This window comes from Streptomyces sp. NBC_00525 (assembly GCF_036346595.1).
Classification (GTDB): domain Bacteria; phylum Actinomycetota; class Actinomycetes; order Streptomycetales; family Streptomycetaceae; genus Streptomyces.
Window position 1 is genome coordinate 3018849 of sequence record NZ_CP107834.1, and the last position, 26925, is coordinate 3045773.

Below are 26925 nucleotides of genomic sequence, written 5' to 3' on the forward strand. Positions count from 1 at the left end.
GTCGGGATCAGCTGAGTTCGCCGCCGGCCAGGGCGGCTCGTACGAGGTCGTCCACGGCCATCTCCTCGATGGCCTGCCCCGGTTCTTCGGTCGTGGTCTCGGCGGCCGAACCGGCCTGACCCGGTTCTTCGGCCGCCCGCGCCAGGCCGAGGAGGGTGTCGAGCAGCCCGGCCTCGCGCAGACGGGCAGTGGAGATCGACTGGAGGGCCCGTCGGACGGCCTCGTCGTCCATGCCCGCGGCGCCGCCGGTCGCATCCTGCGCCGCCGGTTCGGGTGCCAGCTCCTCCCGCAGGAATCCGGCAAGAGCGGCCGCGTTGGGGTAGTCGAACATCAGGGTGGCGGGCAGCCGCAGCCCCGTCGCCTTCTGCAACCGGTTGCGCAGCTCGATCGCGCCGAGCGAGTCGAGGCCCAGCTCGGTGAAGCCCCGGTCGGCGGCGACACCGGACGGGTCGCCGTGCCCGAGTACGGCGGCGGCATGGCCGCGTACCAGCTCCTCCAGATAACGGTCCCGCTCCGGTCCCGTGTGCAGTCCGGCCAGCTTGGCGCGTACGAGGGAACCCCCGCTGTCGCCGGCGCCGGCAGCCTGTACGGCGGCAGGTTTGGAGGCCTTGCGGGCGGGTAGCCCGACCAGGCCGCGCAACAGGGCCGGGATCTCGTCGGCCCGCTCGCGCAGTGCGGCGCGGTCGAGCCGGACCGGGGCAAGCAGCGCCGCGTCCTGGGCCATGGCCGCGTCGAACAGTGCGAGACCGTCCGGGAAGGACAGTTCCAGGACTCCGGAGCGGCCCATCCGGCGGAGATCGGCGTCGGTGAGTTCGGGCCCTTCCCCGACCGTGCCCTCCCACAAACCCCAGGCCAGCGAGGTCGCGGCGAGGCCGGCGGCCCTCCGTTCGGCGGCGAGCGCGTCGAGGAAGACGTTGGCCGCCGCATAGGTGGCCTGTCCGGCGGGAAGGATCTGGCCTCCCGCCGACGAGTACAGGACGAACACCGTCAGTTCCAGGTTCCGGGTCAGCTCGTGCAAATGCCATGCGGCGTCCACCTTCGGCCGCAGCACCTTGCCGACCTGCTCCGGGGTGACCGCCCCGACCAGCGCGTTGTCCATGACCCCGGCCGCGTGCACAACCCCGGTCAGCGGGTGCTCGGCAGGGATGTCGTCCAGCAGTGCGGCGAGCGCGTACCGATCGGCGGCGTCCACGGCGACGATCCGCACGGACGCGGCGCCCGCCTCCATGAGTTCGGCGTGCAGCTCGGCCGCACCGGGTGCGTCGGCGCCGCGCCGGCTGGTGAGGACGAGATGGCGGACGCCCTGTTCGGCGACGAGGTGCCGGGCGAGCACCGCACCCAGCAGTCCGGTACCGCCGGTGATCAGGACGGTGCCGTCCCGGCGCCACTCCATGGCAGTACCGCCGCTGGTGGCGGGGGCGTACCGAGGGACGAGGACCGTTCCGCCGCGTACGGCGATCTCGGTCTCGCCCGTGGCCAGGGCGGCGGGCAGGGCCGCGAGGGACTCGGGCGACGCGTCGAGATCGACGGCGGTGAACCGCCCGGGGTTCTCGGCCTGCGCCGCGCGCAGCACACCCCACAGCGGTGCCTGTACGCAGTCCACCGCGTCCCCGTCCACCGCGACGACGGCGTCACGGGTGACGAGCACCAGCCGCGTGTCCGCGAACCGGGCCTCGGCCAGCCACTGTCCGAGCGTGTCGAGGAGCCGCCCCACGGACGTACGGACCCGTTCGGGTACGCCACCCGTTGTTCCGAAGACATCGGAGACGTCAGGCGCGGTCAGCAGCACCGTGCCCGGAACCGTCGGCTCCGCGACGGCCTCGGCGAGCGTGGAGACTGACCGGATGCCCGGCAGCGCACTCCCGACGACCAGCCAGTCGTCGGTGCCGCCCACCGGTCCGCTGACGGGCTGCGGTGCCTGCCAGTCGATACGGAACAGCTCGGTGCCCCGGCCGTTCCCGCTTCCCGCCAGCTGGGCGGCGGAAACCTCGCGGACGACCAGCGACTCGACGGTGGCCACGGGCTCGCCGGTCGGAGCGGTGATCCGCAGCGCGACGGCGTCCGGACCCGGCTTCGTCAGCCGTACGCGCAGGGCAGCCGCCCCGGTGGCGTGCAGGGTGACCCCGTTCCAGGCGAACGGCAGGGCAGCCCGGACGGGCCCGTCGTGGTCCCCGTCGAAGACGCGCTCCACGTGCAGCGCCGCGTCGAGCAGCGCGGGGTGCAGGGCGAACGCGGCGGCCTCGGTGCGGGCGTGCTCGGGCAGGCCGATCTCCGCGAACAGTTCGTCCCCGCGCCGCCAGGCGGCCGTCAGCCCCTGGAACACCGGCCCGTACCCGTACCCGAGCCCGGCCAGGTCCTCGTACATCCCGCTCACGTCCACCGGCTGCGCCCCGGCCGGCGGCCAGGACTCCAGGTCCGGGACAACGGGCGCGGGTTCGACGGCGAGGACGCCCCTCGCGTTACGGGTCCACGGCGCGTCGGCCGGCAGCTCCTCGGCGCGCGAGTAGACGACGACGTCGCGCCGCCCGGCCTCGTCCGCCTCGCCCACGGTGACCTGGACGGCCACGCCGCCCTTCGCCGGCAGCAGCAGCGGCGTCTCCTGTGTCAGCTCCTCCAGCTGGGCGCAACCGGCCTCGTGCCCGGCCCTGAGCGCCATCTCGATGTACGCGGTGCCGGGCAGCAGCACACTGCCGTGCACGGCGTGATCCGCGAGCCAGGGGTGCGTGGCGACGGACAGCCGGCCGGTGAGCACCGGGGCCCCTGTCTCCGCCGAGACGACCACCGCACTGAGCAGCGGGTGCCCGGCGGGCAACTGCCCGAGCCCGGCCGCGTCGCCGACAGCCGCGGGAGCGTCCAGCCAGTAGCGGGTGCGCAGGAAGGGGTACGTGGGAAGGTCCGCCTTCCGCGCCCCCGTTCCCGCGTGGAACACCTCCCAATCCACGTCCGCGCCTCGCGCCCAGGCGGCCCCGAGACCGGCCAGTGCCTCGCGGGGTTCGTCGCGGTCCTTGCGTACGAGAGGAATGAAGGCCGTGGTGTCGTCGGTGGCAGAACCTGCACCAAGCGCGGTGAGGATCGCGTCGGGGCCGATCTCTACGAACGTACGAGCACCCAAGGCTTCGGCCGCGTTTACGGCGTCCGCGAACCGGACAGGGCGCCGGACCTGCTCCACCCAGTACTCCGGCGACTGCCAGTCCGACGACAGAGCACCGGACACCGTAGAAACGACCGAGAAGTTCGGCTCGGTGAACGTCAACCCGGCCGCGACAGCTCGGAAGTCGTCGAGCATCGGTTCCATCAGCGAGGAATGGAACGCGTGCGAAACGGAAAGACGACTGGTCTTCCGACCCAGAGACGCGAAGTGGTCGCCCACGACAACCGCCTCGGACTCCACACCCGAAACGACCACAGACCGAGGACCATTGACCGCGGCGATTCCTACCCCGGAGGTAAGAATCGCACCGACCTCATCTTCGGACGCCTGCACAGCAACCATCGCCCCACCGACGGGCAGAGCCTGCATCAACCGACCACGAGCCACGACCAACTTCGCCGCATCTGCCAGAGACAGCACCCCAGCAACATGCGCAGCGGCCAGCTCCCCAATCGAGTGACCGATGACGATGTCCGGCTTGACGCCCCAGCTCTCGACCAGACGGAACAGCGCGACTTCGAAAGCAAAAAGCGCAGGCTGCGTGTACGCGGTCGAGTTCAACAACTCCGCGTCGTTCCCCCACACCACACCCCGCAACCCCGTGGCAAGGTGCGCGTCTACCTCACCGCACACCGCATCAAACGCCCCCGCGAACACCGGAAACGCCTCGTACAACTCACGCCCCATCCCCAACCGCTGCGCACCCTGACCCGTAAATAGGAACGCCGTCCGTCCCTTGATCACCGCGCCACGTACGCCCTCGCCGGCTGCGAAGGCGTCCAGTTCACGCAGTGCGCTCTCCGTGTCCGTGGCCAGGACCAGGCCACGGTGTTCGAGGCGGGCCCGCCCGGTGGTCAGGGTGTGGGCGAGGTCGCGCAGGTCCAGATCCGGTGCGGCACGCAGACGGTCGCGAAGGGCGGCGGCCTGGCGCGCAGGCGCTTCCGCGTCGGAGCCGGACAGCAGCAGGGGCAGCGGGTGCGCGAGGTCCGGGCGGGCCTGCGGCTCGTCGGCGGGCCGCTGCGGCTGCGGGGCCTCCTCCACGATCAGGTGGGCGTTGGTGCCGCTGAGCCCGAACGAGGAAACGGTCGCACGACGCGGACGGTCCTCGCGGCGCGGCCAGGGCCGGGCCTCGGTGAGGAGGCGTACGTGCCCGGCCTCCCAGTCCACCTCGGGCGACGGCTCGTCCACGTGCAGGGTCTTGGGCATCAGGCCGTGGCGCAGGGCCAGGACGGACTTGATGACTCCGCTGACGCCGGCCGCGGCCTGGGCGTGGCCGATGTTCGACTTGATGGAGCCGAGCCACACCGGGGCGTCGACGGTGCGCCCCTGGCCGTAGGTGGCGAGGAGGGCCTGCGCCTCGATCGGGTCACCGAGCCGGGTGCCGGTGCCGTGGCCCTCCACGAGGTCCACGTCGGCGGTGGTGAGGCCGCTCGCGGCGAGGGCGCGCTGGATGACGCGCTGCTGGGAGGGGCCGTTCGGGGCGGTGAGGCCGTTGCTCGCGCCGTCCTGGTTGATGGCGGAGCCCCGGATGACGGCGAGGACGTCGTGCCCGAGGCGTTCCGCGTCGGACAGCCGCTCGACGAGGAGCAGGCCGACGCCTTCCGCCCAGCCCGTACCGTCCGCGCCGCCCGCGAACGCCTTGCAGCGGCCGTCGGGGGCGAGCCCGCGCTGTTGGGCGAACTCCACATAGATCTCGGGCGTCGACATCACGGTGACGCCGCCCGCGAGTGCCATGCCGACCTCGCCGCGCCGCAGTGCCTGGCAGGCCATGTGCAGGGCGACGAGCGACGACGAGCATGCCGTGTCCACGCTCACCGCAGGCCCTTCCAGACCGAGCGTGTAGGCGACGCGGCCGGTGAGGATGGAGGCCGCGGTGCCGTTGCCGAGGTAGCCGGCGACGTCGTCGGGGATGTGCTGGAGGCGCGAGGCGTAGTCGTGGTACATCACGCCCGCGTACACACCGGTCTGGCTGCCGCGCATGGCGGTCGGGTCGATTCCGGCGTCCTCGAACGCCTCCCACGCCGATTGGAGCAGCAGCCGTTGCTGCGGGTCCATGGCGACGGCCTCGCGCGGGCTGATCCCGAAGAACGCCGGGTCGAACTCGGCAGCGTCGTAAAGGAAGCCGCCTTCCCGCGCATACGTCTTTCCATGCAGGCCGGGCTCGGGGTCGTAGATTCCCTCGGTGTCCCAGCCGCGGTCGGCGGGGAACCCGGCTACCGCGTCGCGCCCCTCGGCGAGCAGGTTCCACAGGTCTTCGGCGTTGCGGACGCCGCCGGGGAACCGGCAGCTGATGCCGACGATCGCGATCGGCTCGTCGTAGGAACCCGCCGCCACCGGAGTCGGCTCGGCGATCGCCTCCTCCTGTGTGCCGCCGAGTTCGGTGTCCAGGTAGTCGGCGACGGCCCGCGTGTTGGGGTAGTCGAAGACGAGTGTTACGGGCAGTCGGAGCCCGGTCGCGGCGTTGAGCGCGTTACGCAGTTCCACCGCGGCCAGGGAGTCGAAACCCAGCTCCTTGAACGCACGGTCCACACCGACGCTGTCCGCCGAGTCGTGGCCGAGGACGGCCGCGACCTGCCCGACGACCAGCTCGCGCAGGGTGCGTACGCGTTCGGCCGCGGTCAGGGACGCCAGTCGCCGGGCCAGGCTGTCGCCGACCGGCGCGGCAGCGGCCGTGCGGCGCAGCGCCGGGCGGGCCGCGGCTGCGGCGGCCCGCAGCAGCGGTGGCACGTCGGAGCCCCGTGCGTGCAGGGCGGCCGCGTCCACGAGGAGTGGGGCGACCAGGGCGTGCCGGGCGCGCAGCCCTTCGTCGAAGAGGGCGATGCCCCGGTCCGCCGGCAGGGCGGGCAGCCCGAGCCGGTTCATCTTCTCCACGTCGGCGTCGGTGAGTTCGCCGCCGAGTCCGGTGTTGACGGCCCACAGTCCGTACGCGAGTGAGGTGGCGGGCAGCCCGAGGGCGTGCCGGTGCGCCGCGAGGGCGTCAAGGAAGACGTTGGCCGCCGCATAGTTGCCCTGTCCGGCGGGAAGGACGAGGCCGCCGGCGGAGGAGAACATCACGAACGCCGAAAGATCCCGGTCGGCGGTCAGCTCGTGCAGATGCCAGGCCGCGTCCGCCTTGGGCCGCAGCACGGTGTCCAGACTGTCCGGCGTGAGCGCGCCGATCAGGCCCGGCGCCACGACGCCGGCCGCGTGCACGACCCCGCCCAGCGGGTGCGTCTGCGGAATGGCGTCGAGGACTGCGGCCAGCGCTTCCCGGTCCGAAACATCGCACGCGGCGATTCGGACATCCGCCGCCCCGGCCGCCACGAGCCGGTCGCGCAGTTCGGCCGCGCCCGGAGCGTCAAGGCCCCGGCGGCTGGTGAGCAGGAGATGGCGGACGCCGTGGCGCTCGACCAGGTGCTGGGCGACGCGCGCGCCGAGGCCGCCGGTGCCGCCGGTGACCACCACGGTGCGCTCGCCGTCCCAGGGGGCGTCGCTCTCGGGCACGGCGGTACGGACGAGCCGGGGGATGAGGAAGCTGCCGTCGCGCCGGGCGAGTTCGGGCTCGCCCTGGGCCAGGGCCGCAGCCACGAGGTCCGGGAAGCCGTCCGTGTCGAGGTCGTCGGCCGGGTCCACGTCCAGCAGGACGATCCGGCCCGGATTCTCGGCCTGTGCCGCCCGGACGATGCCCCACACGGGGGCCTGGGTGAGATCGGGTGCGGCGCCCCGGCCGATGGCCACGGCGCCCCGCGTCACGACGACGAGGGTCGTGGCCTCGAACCGGTCGTCGGTGAGCCAGGACTGCAGCTGGTCCAGCACATACGAGGTGGTGGTGCGGGTCGCCTCGGGGACCGGCCAGCCCGCCGGGGTCGGACGGCAGGCCAGGACGACGGCCGACGGCTCGGACAGGATCGCCAACCCGTACTCGTCCAGCACGGCGGGCGAAGACGGCAGCGGTGCGGCCGGCTGCTGGAGCGGCGTCCACTCGATGTGATGCAGGGCGTCCGAAAGAGGCCCTTCGGCCGGGGCCAGCTGCTCGGCGGCGACCGGACGGCAGATCAGCGAGGACACCGTCATCACAGGGCTGCCGGTCTCGTCGGCGACGACCATCGCCGACTCCTCCGCGCCCCGGATGCGCCGTACGTACACGCGCAGCGCGGCAGCACCCGACGCATGCAGGGAGACGCCGCTCCAGGCGAACGGCAGCAGGGCTTCGGTGCCGCCCTCGCCCTGGTCGACCAGCACGTCCACATGCATGGCGGTGTCGAGGAGGGCCGGATGCAGCCCGTAGTCGCTGGCCTCGGCACGTACGGCCTCGGGCAGCGCGACCTCGGCGAACAGTTCGTCGCCGCGCCGCCAGGCGGCCGTCAGCCCCTGGAACGCGGGCCCGTACCCGTAACCGCGCTCGCTCAATCGCTCGTACGCGCCCTCGACCTCGACGGGCGTGGCGCCGCGCGGCGGCCACTGTGTGAGGTCCGCACCGGGCACCTGCGGCGGTGCGCCCGTAGCAAGGAAGCCGGTGGCGTGCCGGGTCCAGGCGTTCTCGGGGGCACCGTCGAGGCGCGAGTGGATGTGCAGCGGACGGCGGCCCGATGCGTCGGGGGCCCCGGCGGCGACGCGCAGGGAGGCGCCACCGTGCTCGGGCAGGACGAGCGGCGCCTCCAGGGTCAGTTCCTCCAGAAGGTCACAGCCAACCTGGTCGCCGAGGCGCACGGCCAGCTCCACGAAGCCGGTGCCCGGCAGCAGAACCGCCCCGTGCACTCCGTGGTCCGCCACCCAGGGCTGACCGGCCGCCGACAGCCGGCCGGTCAGCACGACCGCCCCCGACTCCGGCGCCACCACGGCGGCACTGAGCACCGGATGCTCCACGGCATCCAACCCGGCCGACCCCACGTCCCCCGTCTTCGCGGTGACATCAAGCCAGTAGCGCTTGCGCTGGAAGGCGTACGTGGGCAGGTCGACCAGTGGCCCGGCGGCCCCCAACAGCCCCTCCCAGTCGACGTCCGCACCCCGCGCCCAGGCGGCGCCGAGACCGGCCAGCGCCTCGCGGCGTTCGTCGCGGTCCTTGCGTACGAGAGGAATGAAGGCCGTGGTGTCGTCGGTGGCGGAACCGGCGCCGAGGGCGGTGAGGATCGCGTCGGGGCCGATCTCGATGAACGTACGAGCACCGAAGGCTTCGGCCGCGTTTACGGCGTCCGCGAAGCGGACAGGACGACGGACCTGCTCCACCCAGTACTCCGGCAACTGCCAATCCGCAGACAGGTCGCCAGTAACAGTGGAGACGACAGACGTGTGGGGCTCGTGGAACGCCAGCTCGGCGGCGACGGCCCGAAATTCGTCCAGCATCGGTTCCATCAGCGAGGAATGGAACGCGTGCGAGACGGTCAGACGGCTTGTCTTCCGGCCCAGAGCCGTGAAGTGGTCGCCCACGGCAACCGCCTCGGACTCCACACCCGAAACGACCACAGACCGAGGACCATTGACCGCGGCGATTCCTACCCCGGAGGTAAGAATCGCACCGACCTCATCTTCGGACGCCTGCACAGCAACCATCGCCCCACCGACGGGCAGAGCCTGCATCAACCGACCACGGGCGACAACGAGCTTCGCCGCATCGGCCAGAGACAGCACCCCAGCAACATGCGCAGCGGCCAACTCCCCAATCGAGTGACCAACCACAACGTCAGGCCTGACGCCCCACGACTCCACCAGCCGGAACAACGCCACCTCGAACGCAAACAACGCAGGCTGCGTGTACGCAGTCGAGTTCAACAACTCCGCGTCATTCCCCCACACCACCCCCCGCAACCCACGATCAAGATGCGCGTCTACCTCCACACACACCGCATCAAACGCCCCCGCGAACACCGGAAACGCAGCCCACAACTCACGCCCCATCCCCAACCGCTGCGCACCCTGACCCGTGAACAGGAACGCCGTCCTGCCCTCGCGCACGCTGTCCGCACCGGACAGCGACTCCAGCGCGTCGGCCAGTTCCACCCGGTCGGCGCCCAGTGCGAGTGCGCGGTGTTCCAGGGCGGCGCGGCCGGTGGCAAGGATGCGGGCGGCCGGGGCCAGGGAGGCGTCGGGGAGCTGGTCGAGCCGATCGCGTAGACGCGCGGCCTGGGCCTTCAGCGCGTCCGGAGTCGCCCCAGAGACGGGCCACGCGAGCAGTGCGGGGGGCTCACCGGCCTGTGCGGCCGGCGCCTCCTCGCGCGCCTCGTCCTCCGCCTCCTCGATGATCACGTGCGCGTTCGTCCCGCTGATCCCGAACGACGAGATGCCCGCGCGCCTCGGATGTCCGGCCGGCGCCCACTCACGGGCCTCCGTCAGCAGCTCCACCTCACCCGCCGACCAGTCCACCTGGTCCGAAGGGGTTTCCGCGTACAGGGACTTGGGAAGCACGCCGTGGCGCATGGCCATGACCATCTTGATGATGCCCGCGACACCGGCAGCCGCCTGCGTGTGGCCCATGTTCGACTTGATGGACCCCAGCCACAGCGGCCGGCCCTCCGGCCGTTCCTGGCCGTAGGTCTCCAGGAGCGCCTGCGCCTCGATCGGGTCACCGAGCCGGGTGCCCGTGCCGTGCGCCTCGACGACGTCGACCTCGGCGGCCGACAGACCGGCGTTGGCGAGCGCGCCACGGATCACGCGCTGTTGGGCGGGTCCGTTGGGGGCGGTGAGGCCGTTGCTGGCGCCGTCCTGGTTGAGCGCCGAGCCCCGGACCACCGCCAGCACTCGGTGGCCGTTGCGTCGCGCGTCGGACAGCCGCTCAAGGAGCAGCACCCCGGCGCCCTCGCCCCACCCCGTACCGTCCGCGCCCGCCCCGAAGGACTTGCAGCGGCCGTCCGAGGAGAGGCCGCGCTGACGGGCCATGTCCAGGAAGGTGTCCGGCGTGGACATGACCGTGACGCCGCCAGCGAGGGCGAGCGAGCACTCGCCCGCCCGTAGCGCGCGGGCCGCCATGTGCAGCGCGACCAGCGACGACGAGCACGCCGTGTCCACACTGACGGCGGGCCCTTCGAGCCCCAGCGTGTACGCCACCCGGCCCGACACCACGCTGGCGAGGCTGCCGTTGCCGTGGTAGCCGGCCACATCGTCGGGGAGCGGGCCCAGCCGCAGCCCCCAGTCGTGGTACATCACCCCGGCGAACACTCCGGTGGAGCTTCCCTTCACCGAGCGCGGGTCGATCCCGGCCCGCTCGAACGTCTCCCAGGCGACCTCCAGGAGGAGCCGCTGCTGCGGGTCCATGGCCTGCGCCTCACGCGGGCTGATCCCGAAGAACGCCGGGTCGAACTGGGCGGCTTCGTAGAGGAACGCGCCCTCCGTCGAATACGTGCGTCCGGGCTTTCCGATCTCCGGGTCGTACAGATCGGTGTCCCAGCCCCGGTCGGTGGGAAAGGGGCCGATGGCATCCGAGCCTTCCGCGACGAGCTGCCACAGTTCCTCGGGCGACGACACGCCGCCCGGATAGCGGCAGGCCATGGAGACGATGACGACCGGGTCGTCGTCCGTGACACCGCCGCCGGCCGCCGGAGCCGCCGGACCCGCCGCCGTTGCCTCGCCCAGGAGCTTGGTCACCAGGTGTTCGGCGAGGGCCGTGGCCGTGGGGTAGTCGAAGGTCAGGGTCGCGCTCAGCCGCAGCCCGGTCGCCGCCGCGAGCCGGTTGCGCAGTTCCACGGCCGCCAGCGAGTCAAACCCGGTTTCCATGAACGCGCGGGTGGCACTGACCTCGTCGGCGCTCTGGTAGCCGAGAACAGCGGCCGTCTCGGCACGCACCATGCGCAGGACGTACGCCAGCCGGTCGGCCGCGCCCAACTCGGCGAGACGCGCCGCCAGCGGACCGGCCCCCGTGGCGGCGGGCGCCCCGGCCGCTGCCTGCGCGGCGGGCACCGTACGGGGGCGTACCAGGCCGCGCAGCAGGGTGGGCGTACCATCCGTGCGGTTGCGGACAGCGCGCTGGTTGACGCGTACGGGGACGACGGCCGGCTCGTACGTGGTGGTGAGGGCCTTGTCGAGCTGGGCGAGGTTCTCCGCGAAGGACAGCGAGTCCAGGCCCAGGCGCTCGATGCGGGTCAGCGCGGCGGCGTCGAGCGAGGCGCCCATCCCGCCGCCACCGGCCCACAGGCCCCAGGCGAGCGAGGTCACGACCTGCCCGGCGGCGGACCGGCGGGCTGCGAGCGCGTCCAGGAAGAGGTTGGCGGCCGCGTAGTTACCCTGCCCGGCACCGTCCAAAACGGTTGATGCGGAGGAGAAGAGGACGAAGGCGGCGAGGTCGAGGTCGGCCGTCAGCTCGTGCAGATGCCAGGCGGCGTCCACCTTGGGCCGCAGCACGGTGTCGAGCCGGTCGGCGGTGAGATGGCCGACGAGTCCGTCGTCGATGACCCCTGCGGCGTGCACGACGGCGCGCAGCGGGTGCGCGGACGGGACGTCGGCGAGCAGGGCGGCGAGCGCGTCCCGGTCGGCGACGTCGATGGCGCTGACCGTGGCCTCGGCGCCCGCCGCGGCCAGGTCGGCGACGAGTTCCCGTGCGCCGGGGGCGTCCGCGCCTCGCCGGCTGGTGAGGATCAGGTGCCGTACGCCGTGCTCGCGGACCAGGTGGCGGGCGAGTTCGGCGCCCACACCGCCCGTGCCACCGGTCAGCAGCACGGTGCCGTTGTCGTGCCAGGGCGCGGGCCGTTCCTCGTCCAGGACGGGCACGGCGGCCAGCCGGGGGACGTACAGGCGGTCGCCGCGCAGCGCCATCTCCGGCTCGGACCCGGCGGCGGCCAGGGCGCGGCCGAGGTGTGCGGCTGCGGCGTCGTCGGTGTCGAGGAGCACGAACCGGCCGGGGTTCTCCGCCTCCGCCGAGCGCACCAGGCCCCAGACGGGCGCCTGGCCGAGGTCCATATCGGTGCCGGGCACGGCGGCCCCGCTCCGGGTGACGACGGCGAGCTTCGCCCCGGCGTACCGGTCGTCCGCGAGCCATTGCTGTACGGCGGCGAGCGCGTCGGCGGTGACGGCGCGCACGGCGGCGGGCACATCGCCGTCCGGGGTGGGCGGGGTGCGGTAGACGACGACGGGCGGGACTTCCTCACCCGTGACCTCGCCAAACCCGGTGAAGGCCGCTTCACCCGAAGGGAGTTCGGTCGCGTTCCATCGCACGGCGAGCAGCGGGTCCGAGCGGTCCGCGGTGAGCTGTCCGGCGGTGACCGCGCGCAGCAGCAGCGACTCGACGCGGGCGACGGGGGCCCCGGTCGCGTCGGCGACCGTCACGTCCAGTTCCTCGGGGCCGCGCGCGGCGATGCGTACGCGCACGGCGGAAGCGCCGGCCGCGTACAGGGCGGCCCTGTTCCAGGAGAACGGAATCCAGGTGCCCTCGGGCCGGTTGCCGGCCGTGGCGAGGGCGTGGTCGGCGGGGTGCAGGGCGGCGTCGAGCAGTGCCGGGTGCAGTCCGTAGCCCGGTGCGTCGGCCCGTACGTGCTCGGGGAGTTCGACGTCGGCGTACACCTCGCCGTCGAGCAGCCAGGCGGCGCGCACGCCGTGGAAGGCGGGCCCGTACCCGTAGCCCTCGTCGGCCATGTCGGCGTACAGGGTGCTGACGTCGAGCGGTACGGCTCCGGCCGGCGGCCAGGCACCGGACAGTGCGCCGGTGTCCGGTGCGGGTGCGGCCGGGGCCAGGGTGCCGGTGGCGTGGCGGGTCCAGGCGTCCTCGGAGGTTTCGGCACCGTCCGGGCGGGAGAAGCACTCGACGCTCCGGCGGCCCGACTCGTCGGCCGGGGCCACGACGACCTGGAGGTCCACGCCCCCGGTCGCAGGCAGTACCAACGGGGCCTGGAGGGTCAGTTCCTCGACGAGCCCGCAGCCGGTCTCCGTAGCGGCACGCAGGGCGAGTTCGACGAGGGCGGTGCCCGGCAGCAGGGTGACGCCGGCGATCGTGTGGTCGGCGGTCCACGGGTGCGTGCGCGGCGACACGCGTCCGGTGAGGACGGTGGTGCCGGTCCCGGCGAGGTCACCGGCCGAGGTCAGCACGGGGTGCTGCGAGGCGAGCCGGCCGAGCCCGGTGGCGGCGGACGGCTCAGGGCTCAGCCAGTAGCGGCGCGTACGGAAGGCGTACGTGGGCAGCTCGACACGGCGCGTGGCGTGCCCCGCGTACAGCGCCTCCCAGTCGATGCGCGCGCCCCGTGCGTGGGCGAGACCGGCGGCGCCCAGCGCCTCGCGGACCTCGTCCTTGCCGGCGCGGATCAGCGGGGCGAAGAGGGTGTCGGACTCGCGTTCCTCGGGAAGGCAGCCCTGTCCGAGGGCGCTCAGGACACCGTCCGGGCCCAGCTCCAGGAAGGTGCGGGCGCCGCCCTGTCCGACGAGCCAGTCCATCGCGTCCGCGAAGCGCACGGCGCTGCTGACGTGCCCGGTCCAGTAGTCCGGGGAGCACAGTTCGCCGGAGGTGGCGAGGCGTCCGGTGACGGTGGAGACGACGGGGATGGTTGGCACGGAGTAGGTCAGGACGCCGGCGATCCGGCGGAACTCCTCCAGCATCGGCGCCATCAGCGGCGAGTGGAAGGCGTGGCTCACCTGGAGCCGCTTGGTCTTGCGGCCCTGCGCGGCGAAGCGTTCGGCCAGCGCGACGGTGGCCGCCTCCTCGCCGGAGAGCACGAGCGAGCCGGGGCCGTTGAGCGCGGCCACGGCGACCTGCTCGCCGAGGAACGGAGCGACCTCCTCCTCGGTGGCCCGGACGGCGATCATCGCCCCGCCGGACGGGAGTTCCTGCATCAGCCGGCCGCGGGCGCCGACGAGGATCGCAGCGTCCTCCAGGTTGAGCACCCCGGCGACATGGGCGGCCGCGATCTCGCCAATGGAGTGGCCTGCCAGGAAGTCGGGCCGGATGCCCCAGGACTCGACGAGCCGGAACAGCGCCACTTCCACGGCGAACAGCGCGGTCTGCGCGTACCGCGTCTGATCGAGCAGGGCCGCTTCCCGCGAGCCCTCCTCGGCAAACAGGACGTCCCACAGCGAGAGGTCGAGCTGGAGGTCGAGCCAGCCGATGGCGTCGGCAAGGGCGTCCGCGAACACCGGGTAAGTGTCGTACAGACGTCGGCCCATGGCGAGCCGCTGGCTGCCCTGCCCGGTGAAGAGGAAGGCGAGCCGCCCGGCGGGGAGTGTGCCGGTGCGGACGCCGGCGGCGCGAGCGGGCACGGCGTGGGAGCCGTTAGCCCCGGCGGTCCCTTCAGCCCCGGCGACCCCGGCGCCCCCGCCCCCGCCCCCGGCCGCGACCTCCCGCAGGCCGGCCAGCAGCTCGTCCCGGCCGTCGGCCACCACCGCGGCGCGGTGTTCGAGTGCGGCGCGGTTCGTGCCGAGCGCGTGGCCGAGGTCGGCGGCCGTGAGGTCGCCCCGCTCGTCCAGGAAGTCGGCCAGCCGGGCGGCCTGCGCGCGCAGCCCTTCTTCGGAGCGCGCGCCGACCGGCACGAGCACGGGCCCTGCGGCCGGTGCCGCCGCGACCGGTGGCTCGTCGTCCGCCGGCGGTTCCTCCACGATCACATGGGCGTTGGTGCCGCTGATTCCGAAGCCGGAGACGCCGGCCCGGCGCGGCCGGTCCTGCTCGCGCGGCCACGGAACGGGCTCGGTGAGCAGCTGAACGGTCCCCGCGGACCAGTCCACGTTGCCGCTGGGGGTGTCGACGTGCAGTGTGCGGGGAAGGACCCCGTTCCGCATTGCCATGATCATCTTCATCAGCCCGGCGACCCCGGCGGCGGCCTGGGTGTGGCCGAGGTTCGACTTCACCGAGCCGAGCCACAGCGGCCGGTCCGCGGGCCGGTCCCTGCCGTACGTGGCGATGAGGGCGCTCGCCTCGATCGGGTCGCCGAGGGTGGTGCCGGTGCCGTGCGCCTCGACCGCGTCCACCTCGGCGGCGGTCAGCCCGGCGTCGGCGAGTGCCTGGGCGATGACGCGCTGCTGGGCGGTGCCGCTGGGGGCGGTGAGCCCGTTGCTCGCGCCGTCCTGGTTGATGGCCGAGCCCCGGACGACGGCGAGGACCGTGTGCCCGTTGCGCCGTGCGTCGGAGAGCCGTTCCACGACGAGCAGGCCGACGCCCTCCGCGAAGGAGGTCCCGTCCGCGCCGTCCGCGAACGCCTTGATCAGTCCGTCCGGGGCGAGTCCGCGCTGCCTGCTGAACTCCGTGAACAGGCCGGGGGAGCTGAGGACGGTGACGCCGCCGGCCAGCGCCATCGAGCACTCGCCCCGGCGCAGCGACTGCACGGCGAGGTGCAGCGAGACCAGCGAGCCGGAGCAGGCGGTGTCCACGGTGAGCGCGGGCCCCTCCAGGCCGAGCGCGTACGCCACCCGCCCGGAGGTCACGCTGAGCGCGCCGCCGGTGACGAGGTACCCGGTCAGGTTCTCGGGGGCGTCCTGTACGCGGGGCCCGTACTCGGAGGGACCGGCTCCGATGAACACGCCCGTACGGCTGCCGCGCAGCGACGTCGGGTCGATGCCGGTACGCTCCAGCGCCTCCCAAGCCGTCTCCAGGAGGAGCCGCTGCTGCGGGTCCATGGCGAGGGCCTCGCGCGGCCCGATCCCGAAGAACTCGGCGTCGAACTCGGCGGCGTCGTGCAGGAAGCCGCCGGTTTGCGTGGAGCAGGTGCCGGGAAGGGTGGGGTCGTCCGCGAACAGGGCGTCCAGGTCCCAGCCCCGGTTGTCGGGGAACGGCCCGACGGCGCTGCCGCCCGCGTCGACCAGGTTCCACAGGTCCTCGGCCGAGCGGATGCCGCCGGGGAACCGTCCGCCGATGCCGACGATCGCGATGGGCTCGCCGTCGAACGCCGCCACCGGCTCCGCGACGGCCTGGGCGGCGGCGCGTCCGGCGGGGACGCCCAGCAGTTCCGTACAGACGTGGTCCGCGAGCAGTTCGGGGCTCGGGTGGTCGAAGGCGGCGGTCACGGGAAGGGCGAGCCCGGTCGCCGTGTTGACGCGCGCGTGCAGGTCCACGAGGGCGATGGAATCCAGCCCGAGTTCCCGGAACGGGGTTTGGGCGACGACCACCGGCTCGGTGTCGGGGCGCACCTTGCGCAGGCACGCGGCGGTGTGCTCGCAGACGAGGTCGGTCAGCAGCCGGGTCTGCTCGGACAGCGGAAGCCCCGAGAGTCGGCCGGCCAGGGCGGCGCCGGGGTCCTCGCCCGGACGGCCCGCTGAGCGTCCCTCCGGGCGGACCTCCGCGCCGGACATGTCATCAGCGACAGGATCGAAGCCCGCGGACATCTGCACGCTCCCAAGCTCGTAACGAAAGCCCCGAGTCATTCCAGCCACGGGGTGTCCGCACGCTAGGTCGCCCCCGAAGGGCGGCGACACCCCTATCCCCCCAGGTGTTGACCCTGCCCGCGCGCCCCTCGCGCCCTGGTGAAACCGCCGGTGACAGGGGTGATGGCGGACGAGATGCCTGCTGGGCCGGGGTTCCGGCGGGTCGGGGAGCGGTCAGGGGGGTGGTCGGTGTTCTCCGCGCGCGCCCCCGGCCCCTTCAATGACACGCACTGCCCAGGGCGCCGCCAACGGCGGGCCCGATGGCCGAAGAGACGGGTGGATCATGACCGTTGCCGATGTCAGTGTCCGAGTGGCCGAACGAGGAGCCATCAAGGAGGCCGTGGAGCTGGGTCCTTCGCCGAGCGCCACGGAGGCGCAGCGCGCGCGGGGCAAGCTGACCGTGCGCGAACGGCTGGACCTGCTGTTCGATCCGGGGACCTTCCGGGAGATCGAACAGCTGCGCCGCCACCGGGCGGCCGGATTCGGCCTGGAGGACCGCAGGCCGCACACCGACGGTGTGGTGACCGGCTGGGGCCAGGTCGAGGGCCGCAGGGTGTTCGTGTACGCCCACGACTTCCGGATCTTCGGCGGTTCGCTCGGCGAGGCGCACGCCCAGAAGATCCACAAGGTGATGGACCTCGCCCTGGCGGCCGGGGCACCGCTGGTGTCGCTCAGCGACGGCGCGGGCGCCCGCATCCAGGAAGGCGTAACGGCTCTAGCCGGTTACGGTGGCATCTTCCGCCGCAATGTGGCCGCGTCCGGGGTGATCCCGCAGATCAGCGTCATGCTCGGCCCGTGCGCCGGCGGCGCGACGTACTCCCCCGCCCTCACCGACTACGTGTTCATGGTCCGCGACATCTCGCAGATGTACATCACGGGCCCGGACGTCGTACAGGCCGTCACCGGCGAGAAGATCACACACAACGACCTCGGCGGCGCCCAGGTGCACTCCACGGTGTCGGGCGCGAGCGCGTTCCTGTACGACTCCGAGGAGGAGTGCCTGGAGGAGGTACGCCATCTGCTCACCCTCCTCCCGTCCAACAACCGCGAGCTGCCGCCGTCCGTGCCCTGCGAGGACCCGGTCGACCGGCCCGGCGACGCCCTGGCCCGGCTGGTCCCCGCCGATCCGAACCTGTCGTACGACATGCGGGCGGTGATCGAGGAGATCGTGGACGACGGCGACCTCTTCGAGGTGCACGCCAACTGGGCGACCAACATCATCTGCGGTCTGGCCCGGCTGGCCGGCCGCGTCGTCGGCATCGTCGCCAACCAGCCCGCCTCCCTCGCCGGCGTCCTGGACATCCACGCCTCCGAAAAGGCCGCACGCTTCGTGCAGACCTGCGACGCGTTCAGCATCCCGCTGGTCACACTGGTCGACGTGCCCGGCTTCCTGCCCGGCAGCGACCAGGAGCACAACGGCGTCATCCGGCACGGCGCGAAGCTCCTGTACGCGTACTGCAACGCGACGGTCCCCCGCGTCCAGGTGATCCTGCGCAAGGCGTACGGCGGCGCGTACATCGTCATGGACTCCCGCTCCATCGGCGCGGACCTGTCCTTCGCCTGGCCCACCAACGAGATCGCGGTGATGGGCGCGGAGGGCGCCGCGAACGTGGTCTTCCGCCGCGAGATCGCAGCCGCCGACGACCCGGAAGCGGCCCGCGCCCAGCGCGTCAAGCAGTACCGCCAGGAATTGATGCACCCGTACTACGCGGCCGAGCGCGGCCTGGTGGACGACGTCATCGACCCGGCCGCCACCCGACAGGTCCTCGCCGACGCCCTGGACGTACTGCGCGCCAAGCACGTGCCGCTACCCGAACGCAAGCACGGCAACCCTCCGTTCTGACATGGCCGACTCCCCGATCCGCATCGAAGGCGGAACCCCGACCCCCACCGAACTGGCAGCCGTCCTCCTGGTCCTGCTCACGGCCACGCGCGTCCAGGAAGCGCCCGGCGCCCACGCCGCCGCCCCACCCCGGTCCAACTGGGGCCCGGCCCGGGGCTGGCGCCCCCCGGGCACCTGGCCGGCCCCGCAACCGACTGCGTAAGGAACTCCATGCCCACGCCCACCACACGGAAGGCCACCAGCGTCTGGCTGCGCCGCTTCCACCCCTCGGAGGAAGCCCCGGTACGCCTCTTCTGCCTGCCCCACGCGGGGGGCTCGGCGAGCTACTACTTCCCGGTCTCCCGCACCCTCGCCCCGGCCATCGACGTGATCGCGGCCCAGTACCCCGGCCGCCAGGACCGCCGCACCGAACCGTGCGTGGACGACGTCCGCCGCCTGGCCGACCTGGTCACCGCCGAAATGCTGCCGTGGTGCGACCGCCCGATCGCGCTCTTCGGCCACAGCCTGGGCGCGACCCTGGGCTTCGAGGTCGCCCTCCGCCTGGAAGCCGCCGGTACGACCCCGCGCGTCCTCTTCGCCTCGGGCCGCCGCGCCCCTTCCCGCCCCCGCGAGAACGAAAACGTCCACCTGTCGCCGGACGCCCGACTCCTGACGACCATCCGCCGCATGAGCGGCACCGACCCCGCGGTCCTGGCCGACGAAGAGCTCCTCCGCTCGATCCTCCCGGCCATCCGAGCCGACTACAAAGCCGCGGAAACCTACCGCTACGAACCCGGCCCGCCCCTGACGTGCCCCATCGAGGTCCTGAACGGCACCGAGGACCCCGAAGTGACCGCCGAGGAAGCCAAAGCCTGGACCACCCACACCACGTCGACGACCACCTTCCACACCTACAAGGGCGGCCACTTCTACCTCACCGACCACGCCCCCGAAGTAATCAACCTGATCCGCACCCGCCTCACGTAAACCCACCAACGGCTCCCAGACAGCAGCCTGCCTGGGAGCCGAAAGCCCTCAACCAGCCGAACGCGCCCCGTCAGTGCCGAACATGTCGATCAACTGGGAAAGACGCGTCCGGGCGGCCGCACTGCGAACGGGGTTCTTCGGCGGTCACGAGTGGTCCTCCGCCTACGTCCGCTCGACACTCCGTGGGCGCCACCTGGGAAGAGTCCCCGGGAGCCGCCTCGGGACTATGAGCAGACCGCCGACCCCGCCCCTCTCATCCTCCAATTGGTGCATCAACACTCACTTGGCAGGGCACAGGCGGATGACGGCTACCGCTTCAGCGCGCGGTAGCGCTTCAGAAGAGCAGTGATCTCGTCAGGATCGGCGCGACTGTTCAGCTCTGCCAGAAGATCGTCGGGACAGAGCTCGTAGAGATCACCCCACCAGCGTCGCCCCTTGTTGTCCCAGATCCTGTACCCGCCCGGCACTCCACGTGCGACGTACCGCCGTCTGCTCACACTGCCCTTTCCGTCATTGTTTCCCTGGCCGGCAAAGCAGGTCAGGTCGCCAGATCGGCGACCGGAAGGCCGCGTGCGAACTCCGGGAGGACACACACGGCCTCGTCTTCACGACGAGGTACGGCACTCCGACCGCGCCGGGGAACCTCACCCGCATGTTCGCTCTCCGCGCTCGAGGTGCACCCGAAGATCGCCCAGCGGATTCTTCGCCTGGTACCGGCCGGCCCGGTTGCTGCACGGGCAACGCGAGAGGCCCCCAGGATTTCTCCTGGGGGCCTCTGGCCTGCTGTGCACTCGGCAGGATTCGAACCTGCAACCTTCTGATCCGTAGTCAGATGCTCTATCCGTTAAGCTACGAGTGCTTGTGCTTTCGGGGCTTTTTTCTGCCCCGTCGGCGTTGCGAGAACAACATTACATGACCTGCGCCGGGACGCGAAATCCATTGTCCGGACCCTGCCTGATCTGGGCAGATGCCGGGAACGGGCGAAGCCCCGGTCCTGGGGACCGGGGCTTCGGTGGTGGTGCGGAGGCGGAGGGATTTGAACCCTCGATCAGGGGGTTACCCCGAAACCGCATTAGCAGTGCGGCGCCATAGACCGGACTAGGCGACGCCTCCAGCGCACATCCCGCGCGAGCGCGAGTGGTGCATGCAGATGATGACACAGCAACACGCTGTGCCACCAATCGCGGCCTACGGTACTAGGCCGTGTCCGTAAAGTCGATCGCTCGTTACTCCGTTCGTGGTGCGTCGACATGAACTGACCGATGAGTCGTGGGCGTTGATCGCTCCGTTGCTGGCGCCGGGGCGGATGGGCCGGCCGGTGCGGGACCGGCGCCAGGTGGTGAACGGGATCCTGTGGAAGCTGTCCACCGGGGCCGCCTGGCGTGACCTGCCCGAACGCTACGGCCCGTGGAAGACGGTCTACGAACGCTTCCGCCGCTGGTCCGCCGACGGCACCTGGGACCGCCTCCTGGCTCACGTCCAGCAGCACTGTGACGCCGTCGGACAGGTCGACTGGACGATCGTGTGTGTCGACTCCACCACGGTGCGGGCCCACCAGCACGCGGCCGGGGCCCGAAAAGGGGGCCCTGGGAGGGCGAGGCGCTCGGCCGGTCGCGCGGCGGGCTGACCAGCAAGATCCACCTGGCCTGCGACGGTCGGGGACGCCCCCTGGCCTTCACCCTGACCGGCGGGAACGTGAACGACTGCACCCAGTTCGAGCCGGTCATGGAACGCATCCGGATCGCCCGGCCGGGGCCGGGCAGACCCCGGACCCGGCCCGAGCGGGTCGTGGCGGACAAGGGCTACTCGGCCCGCAGGATCCGTGCCTACCTGCGTCGGCGCGGGATCGCCGCGACGATTCCCGAGCGGATCGACCAGATCAACGGGCGCCTGCGCCGCGGCGAAAGTCTCTGCCGGCTCGATCGGACCGCCTACCGGCGGCGCAACGTCGTCGAGCGCTGCTTCAGCCGGCTCAAGCAGAACCGGGCCCTGGCCACTCGCTACGACAAACGAGCCGCCCACTACCAAGCAATGGTCACCCTCGCCTGCCTCCAACTCTGGCTCCCATGACTTTCCGGACACCCCCTAGGGAGTCGGCCGCGAGGGCAAAGCGGTTGCCGCGCGCAACGCCGGGCCGAGTGGCGCGTTAGGCATGGCGGGGGCGCCGCCCCCGCAGGTTCAGCCGCCACAGGAGTCCGCAAATGATGCGCCGTCTCGCCCTCACCGCTGTCGCGTCCCTCGCCGCGCTGTCCGCCGCCGCGCCCGCCGCCTCCGCGGCCGGGCCGCTGCCGCTGCCCCTGTCGCTGCCGCTGCTGCAGGGCCCCGCCGACGACACCCGGCTCACCGTGGTCGTGGCCGGCTCCGGGAACCCCGAGGCGGACGGGACGTACGAGCTGGAGTGCGGGCCCGCCGGCGGGAGCCACCCGGCCGCGGCGCAGGCCTGCGAGCGGCTGGAGCAGCTGAGGCTGCAGGGCAGGAACCCGTTCGCCCCCGTTCCCCGCAACGCGATGTGTACGCAGCAGTACGGCGGGGAAGCCACCGCCCGTGTCACCGGCACCTGGCACGGGCACCGCGTCGACGCCCGGTTCGCGCGGACCAACGGGTGCGAGATCGCCCGATGGAACGGCGCCCGCCCGGTTCTGCCGAACGTGAGGTGACCCGTCCCCGACCCCGGCGGCCGGTCCGCACGGGGTTCGACGAGGGTCGGAGCCGTACAAGCCGTGCATCACACCTTGGTGAGAGCTCCCCCTCATCCGCAGTCCCGCGCCCCGCCCCTGCCTTTAGACTCCTTCAGTGACAGCCCGGGGCCCGAGGGGCAAGATGGGGCCGCTGTCGGCAAGGTGCAGTAATCAGGGAGGAACCGTCGTCGTGAGCAGCAGGCCATCCCGAGGCGCTGCTCGCCTCGCAGCCATACTCGATGCCCTTCCGGACGGGCTCCTGCTCGTCAACTGCAACGGTACGGTCGTCAACGCCAACACCATCGCCCTCGAAATGTTCGAGACGCCGGGCACCGCGCTCGTCGGTCGCGGGCTGCTCGATCTGCTGCCGGAGTTCGACTCCAAGCTGATCCCGGGGTCGATGCGCAGGCCGGAGGCTGCGGACGAGCGCGGCCGTACGAAGCCCACGCGCATGGTCGCGCGGCGCACCGACGGCCACGAGTACCCCGTAGAGGTGACGAGCGCCAGCCTGGAGGACGGGCAGGCGGCGTACAAGGACGTCCAGGGCTCGTACGGCGGCGGTGGCGGCTATACGGGCGACGAGCTGCTGATGCTCGTCGTGCGCGACCTCTCGGGCACCGTGGACACCGAGGCCGAGCTGGCCCGCTCGCAGCGCCAGACCGAGATGATCCTGCGGGCCGCGGCCGAGGGTGTCGTCGGCACGGACACGGACGGCCGGGTCGTCCTCGTCAACCCCGCCGCCGCGCAGATCCTCGGCTTCCGGGCCAGCGACCTCGGCGGCAAGGAGCTGCACCCGCTGATCCTGCACTCGCGCGCGGAGGGCGAGCCGTTCCCGTACGAGGAGTCGCCGCTCGCCGACACGCTCAAGTCGGGGCGCAAGCATCGGGTGCGCGGCCAGGTTTTGTGGGCCAAGAGCGGGGAACAGGTGCCGGTCGACCTGACCACCGCGCCCGTCCGCGACGGTGACCAGCTCGTCGGTGCCGTGATGACGTTCACCGACCGTCGCCCCTACGAGGAGCTGGACAAGCGGCGCAGGGACGAGATCGCCGAGCTGACCGCGAACCACACCGCCGCCGTCGCCGAGCTCACCGAACGGCACGCCGCCGAGACCGCCGCCCTCAAGGAGGCGCACGCCGCCGAGCTCGCCGACCGCACCGAGCGTTACGCCTCCGAGCTGGAGAAGCAGACCGAGCGGCTGACGGACCTCACCGCCCGGCACGCCCAGCTCACCGCCGTGCTCGGCGAGTCGCTGCGCGGGCCCCTGGAGGAACTGCGCGGCGAACTGTCGGCGCTCGCCGCCGACCCCGCCGGCCAGCTGTGGCCCGAGGCGAATCAGATCCTTCACCACCTGGCCGCCGGTTACGCGCGCATGACGACGCTCATCGACAACGTTCTCGGCTACCAGCGCCTCGACAGCGGCGCGGAAGAGCTGATCAAGTCGCGGGTGCTGCTCGACGGGGTCGTCACCGCGGGTATCGACGCCGCGGTCGAGCTGATCGGGCCCGGCCGCGCGCAGTTCGCGGTGCACGCTCCGCCGATCGAGGCGGAGGTCGACGCCGGGCGTCTGGTGACCGCCGTCGCCCATCTCGTCGCGGATGTCGCCGGTGTCGACTCGACCGGCAAGGCCCGGCTCGTGCCGGGTGGCGGCTATGTGGACTCGACCATCGTCGTCGCCGCCGCTCAGCGCGGTGACGTCGTGCGCATCGAGGTGCGCGGGCCGTTCGCCGGGGGCGACCCGGTGCACGTGCCGATCGTGAGCGGCATCGTCCGCGCGCACGGCGGGGTGCTCCAGACGCACGAGATGCCGGGCATGAGCGGCAGTGCGTACGTGCTGGAGGTGCCGATCGGCGCGGGTGCGGGGACGGTGGCGGTGGCGGAGGCGCCTGCGGTGGCGCTTCCGGCGGTGGAGGCGGCTCCTGGGGTGGCTCCTCCGGTGGTTCCTGCAGTGGCGGCTCCTCCGGTGGGTGCCGAGGCGCACGTTCCGGCCGGGGCCCTTCCCGGTGCGGAGCCCGATCATGCGGGCCAGGTTCCTGCTGTTTCCGAGGTGCCCGAGGCGGGAAGGGGGCGGCGCCGGGCACGGCGTTCGTCCACCGACGCCTTCCTGGAGAGCCCCGTGGGCGGCTCCGACGGCTCCGGTGAGCCGCAAGCGGCCCCCGGGGACACCGGCGCGGCCGCCCCGACCGGGCGCCGGCGCGCGCGCCGTGCGGCGCCCGCCCCCGAGGCGGCGCCGAACGAACTGATCCCCGCCCAGCAGGCGGAGGGCTCCGGGCGCCGCCGCGGGCGCCCCAGCCCCGCCGAAACGGGCGCCCAGGCACCGGGTCAGGCCCTGGCGCTGCCCGCTGCCGCTCCGGCGGAGGGTGCCGTGGTCACCGCCGCCGAGGGGGCGCAGGGAGGCCGCCCGCAGCTCGGGCAGACGGTGCCGCCGCAGGGCGTCCCGGCCGAGGCGCAGCTGCCGGTCGCGGCCGGTGGTCACCGGGGCAACCCCGGCGACGAGGGCCGGCCGGCCCTTCCTCCGGTCGTCAACGCCGTGGAGTCCTCCGCTGCCGCCGCCTTCTCGAACCTCGACGACGCCCCTGGTGCGATCGCCTCTCCGCCGTCTCCGGAAGCGTCCGCTTCTGCACCGGCACCGGCACCGCAGCCGACCGGTCGGCGGGCGCGCCGCGCGCTGGCGGCCGCCCAGGACCGTGCCGCCGCAGACGCCGGACCGCGCGTCCCCTTCGCGCTGCCTCCCGCCGACGCGGACCGCGCCCCTTCGCATGCCGAGGCGCAGGCGGCCGGCGGGGACGGTTCGTACGGGCGCGGCGTGGGTATGGGCGAGGCTTCGGCCGGTACGCAGGACAGTTCCGGCCCCGCGCCCGATGCCGTGTCCGGTGCGCCGGAGCACGCCCCCGTGCCGCCGCAGGCCCAGCCCGCGCCCACCGGCCGACGCCGGGCCCGCCACGGCAGTGACACGGGCCCGCAGGCGGCCCAGCCCGCTCCGTTCGCGCTGCCGGCCCAGGCGGGGACGCCCGCGCCGCCCGGGCCTCCTGCGCCTGGGGCTCCTGCGCCCTCTGTGCCCGCTGCCGAACAGCCGATGCCCGGTGTTCCAGCGGGACAGCCGGTGCCGGGCGCCCCGGCAGAACAGTCGATGCCCGGTGCCCAGGCCAACGCGCCCTTCGTGCTGCCCGCACAGACCACGCCGGAAACCCCGGCCGAACAGCCCGGCCCGTTCGCCCTGCCGGCCGCAGCCGACCAGTCGGCCGCGCCCCCGGCGGCTCCGGCTCCGGCACCTGGGACTCCGGCCCACGGGATGCCCGCTGCCCACACTCCGGCGACGGGAACTCCGGGCGGCACCCCGCCCCACGGCATGCCCGCCCCCGCCCCGGCCACCGGAACCCCGAGCCACGGAACCCCGGCCCCCGGCACTCCAGCCCACGGCACCCCCGCGACGGCCACCCCCGCCCACGGCATGCCGACTCCCCCCGCCCCGGCGACCGGCACGTCGGCTCACGACACCCCGGCTCACGCCATGCCCGCCCCTGCCACCGGCACCCCTGCCCACGGCATGCCCACCCCCGGCACTCCGCCCCACGGCATCCACGCCGCCCCTCCGGCCCCAGGAACCCCTGGCACCGCCATCCCCGCCACAGAACCCGCGCCCCCCGCCGTCCGGGCCGACAACGACGCGTCCGGGCAAGGCCCCGTCCTGCCCGAAACGCAGAGCACCGGGCGTACCGCCCACACCACCGGCACCGCGGCCCCCGACGCCGCCACGCCCGCCACACCCCCGGCCCGTCCGCGCACCCTGGCGCCCGCGCCCGACGCGCGGCGGCAGCCGTTGCCCGCCGAGGCGCCCATGCCGGCGTCGGCCGACTCGACGCAGGGGCGCGCGTTCAGCGTGCGCACGCTCGGGCAGGGCGTGCCGTTCTCCCAGCACATCACCCACCAGCAGAACCAGACGCTCGGCGGCGGCGTGAGCAGTGGCAGCGGCGCCGGCAGCAGTGTCGGCCGCCGCCGCAAGCTCGCCGCCCCGCCCGAGCCCGATCAGGACGAGCGCCCCGCGCTCCCCACACCGGCACCCGCCGCCCCCGCGGCACCCGCTCCCACGGCCGCCGCCCCCGCCGGCACCGTGCACGGGCAGGGCTCCGGTCAGTTGCTCTCCGCGCCTCCGGCCGAGGGCCGCGCGTACGCCATCGGCGCCCCCGACGAGGGCGCGGCCGAGGGGCCCGAGCCGCTGGACGGTCCCGGTGGCGCGGTCGAGGTCGCCAATCGGCCCTCGCCGCAGCCCGTGGACGACGAGCTGCCGCCCGAGCCGCTGGACAACCCGCGCCGTCTGCTGGTCTGGCCCGCGCCCGACGTCTCCACGCAGCAGGCGCTGAGCGATCGCGGCTACCGGCCGGTGATCGTGCACTCGCGCGAGGAGGTGGACGCGCAGATCGCCGCGTTCCCTGCCGCGCTGTTCGTAGACCCGCTGACGGGTCCGATCACCCGAAAGGCGTTGCAGTCCCTGCGGCAGGCCGCCGTGGCGGCCGAGGTGCCTGTTCTGGTGACGGCCGGTCTGGGACAGGCGTCGCGGGAGGCGGCGTACGGTGCCGACCCCGCCGTACTCCTGAAGGCGCTCGCGCCGCGCGACAGCGAGCAGCATCCGCCGCGCGTCCTGCTGATCGACGAGCACGAGGACATCGCGGTCGCGCTGACGGAGACGCTGGAGCGCCGGGGCATGCAGGTGGCCTGCGCCGCGACGGACAGCGAGGCGGTCTCGCTGGCGACCCGGATGCGGCCGAACCTGGTGGTGATGGACCTGATGCAGGTGCGCCGCCGCCGGGCGGGCATCGTGGACTGGCTGCGCGCCAACGGGCAGCTGAACCGCACGCCGCTGGTCGTCTACACCTCGGCCGGCATCGACCAGTCCGAGTTGCCGAGGCTCAGCTCCGGCGAGACCGTGCTGTTCCTGGCGGAGCGCTCGACGAGCGAAGAGGTGCAGTCCCGCATCGTGGACCTGCTGGCGAAGATCGGCACGAACTGACCGGCGCACCGAGGCATACGACGACGGCGGTACGGGTAGG

Annotated in this window: 8 protein-coding genes and 2 tRNA genes; 6 read left to right on the forward strand and 4 right to left on the reverse strand. The window is 73.1% G+C overall.

Annotation, left to right across the window (positions count from 1 at the left end; all coding sequences use genetic code 11):
* Window positions 1-7: 7 nt before the first annotated feature.
* Complete coding sequence (locus OG710_RS13275; protein ID WP_443064251.1) at window positions 8-16360, reverse strand: SDR family NAD(P)-dependent oxidoreductase; 16353 nt, start codon at window positions 16358-16360, stop codon at window positions 8-10.
* 316 nt (window positions 16361-16676) lie between these two features.
* Here OG710_RS13275 and OG710_RS13280 point away from each other — a divergent pair, with 316 nt between their 5' ends.
* From OG710_RS13280 to OG710_RS13290, 3 genes are read left to right on the forward strand one after another with little or no spacing between them, the layout of a single operon-like run.
* The gene (locus tag OG710_RS13280) at window positions 16677-18236 is read left to right on the forward strand and encodes an acyl-CoA carboxylase subunit beta (protein ID WP_330239529.1); all 1560 of its coding nucleotides are present in this window, start codon (window positions 16677-16679) and stop codon (window positions 18234-18236) included.
* A 1-nt stretch (window position 18237) separates the two neighbouring features.
* On the forward strand, window positions 18238-18438 hold the full coding sequence (locus OG710_RS13285) for an acyl-CoA carboxylase epsilon subunit (protein WP_330239530.1): 201 nt from the start codon (window positions 18238-18240) through the stop codon (window positions 18436-18438).
* Window positions 18439-18446: 8 nt separating this feature from the next.
* Entirely contained in the window at window positions 18447-19202 is a 756-nt protein-coding gene (locus tag OG710_RS13290; protein WP_330239531.1) for a thioesterase II family protein, read from the forward strand.
* A gap of 308 nt (window positions 19203-19510) precedes the next feature.
* Here OG710_RS13290 and OG710_RS13295 read toward each other — a convergent pair whose 3' ends face one another.
* From OG710_RS13295 to OG710_RS13305, 3 genes are all read right to left on the reverse strand, one after another.
* Window positions 19511-19699: a hypothetical protein gene (locus OG710_RS13295; RefSeq protein WP_330239532.1), complete on the reverse strand. Its 189-nt coding sequence runs from the start codon at window positions 19697-19699 to the stop codon at window positions 19511-19513.
* Window positions 19700-19988: 289 nt separating this feature from the next.
* Window positions 19989-20061: transfer RNA gene (locus OG710_RS13300), tRNA-Arg, on the reverse strand.
* Window positions 20062-20223: 162 nt separating this feature from the next.
* A tRNA-Ser gene (locus OG710_RS13305) sits at window positions 20224-20315 on the reverse strand.
* A 124-nt stretch (window positions 20316-20439) separates the two neighbouring features.
* On the opposite strand from OG710_RS13305, the gene OG710_RS13310 reads away from it, so the two are divergent.
* The 3 genes from OG710_RS13310 (at window position 20440) to OG710_RS13320 (ending at window position 26885) form a co-directional block, all read left to right on the forward strand.
* Window positions 20440-21272, forward strand: a protein-coding gene (locus OG710_RS13310; protein WP_443064224.1) for an IS5 family transposase whose coding sequence is annotated in 2 segments (ribosomal slippage) — window positions 20440-20782 and window positions 20782-21272 — 834 coding nt in all. Because the reading frame shifts where the segments join, the coding sequence is not laid out codon by codon here.
* A gap of 131 nt (window positions 21273-21403) precedes the next feature.
* Window positions 21404-21859 (forward strand): SSI family serine proteinase inhibitor, encoded by a 456-nt coding sequence (locus OG710_RS13315; RefSeq protein WP_330239533.1) that lies wholly within the window; start codon window positions 21404-21406, stop codon window positions 21857-21859.
* A gap of 211 nt (window positions 21860-22070) precedes the next feature.
* On the forward strand, window positions 22071-26885 hold the full coding sequence (locus OG710_RS13320; RefSeq protein ID WP_330239534.1) for a PAS domain-containing protein: 4815 nt from the start codon (window positions 22071-22073) through the stop codon (window positions 26883-26885).
* Window positions 26886-26925 lie beyond the last annotated feature (40 nt).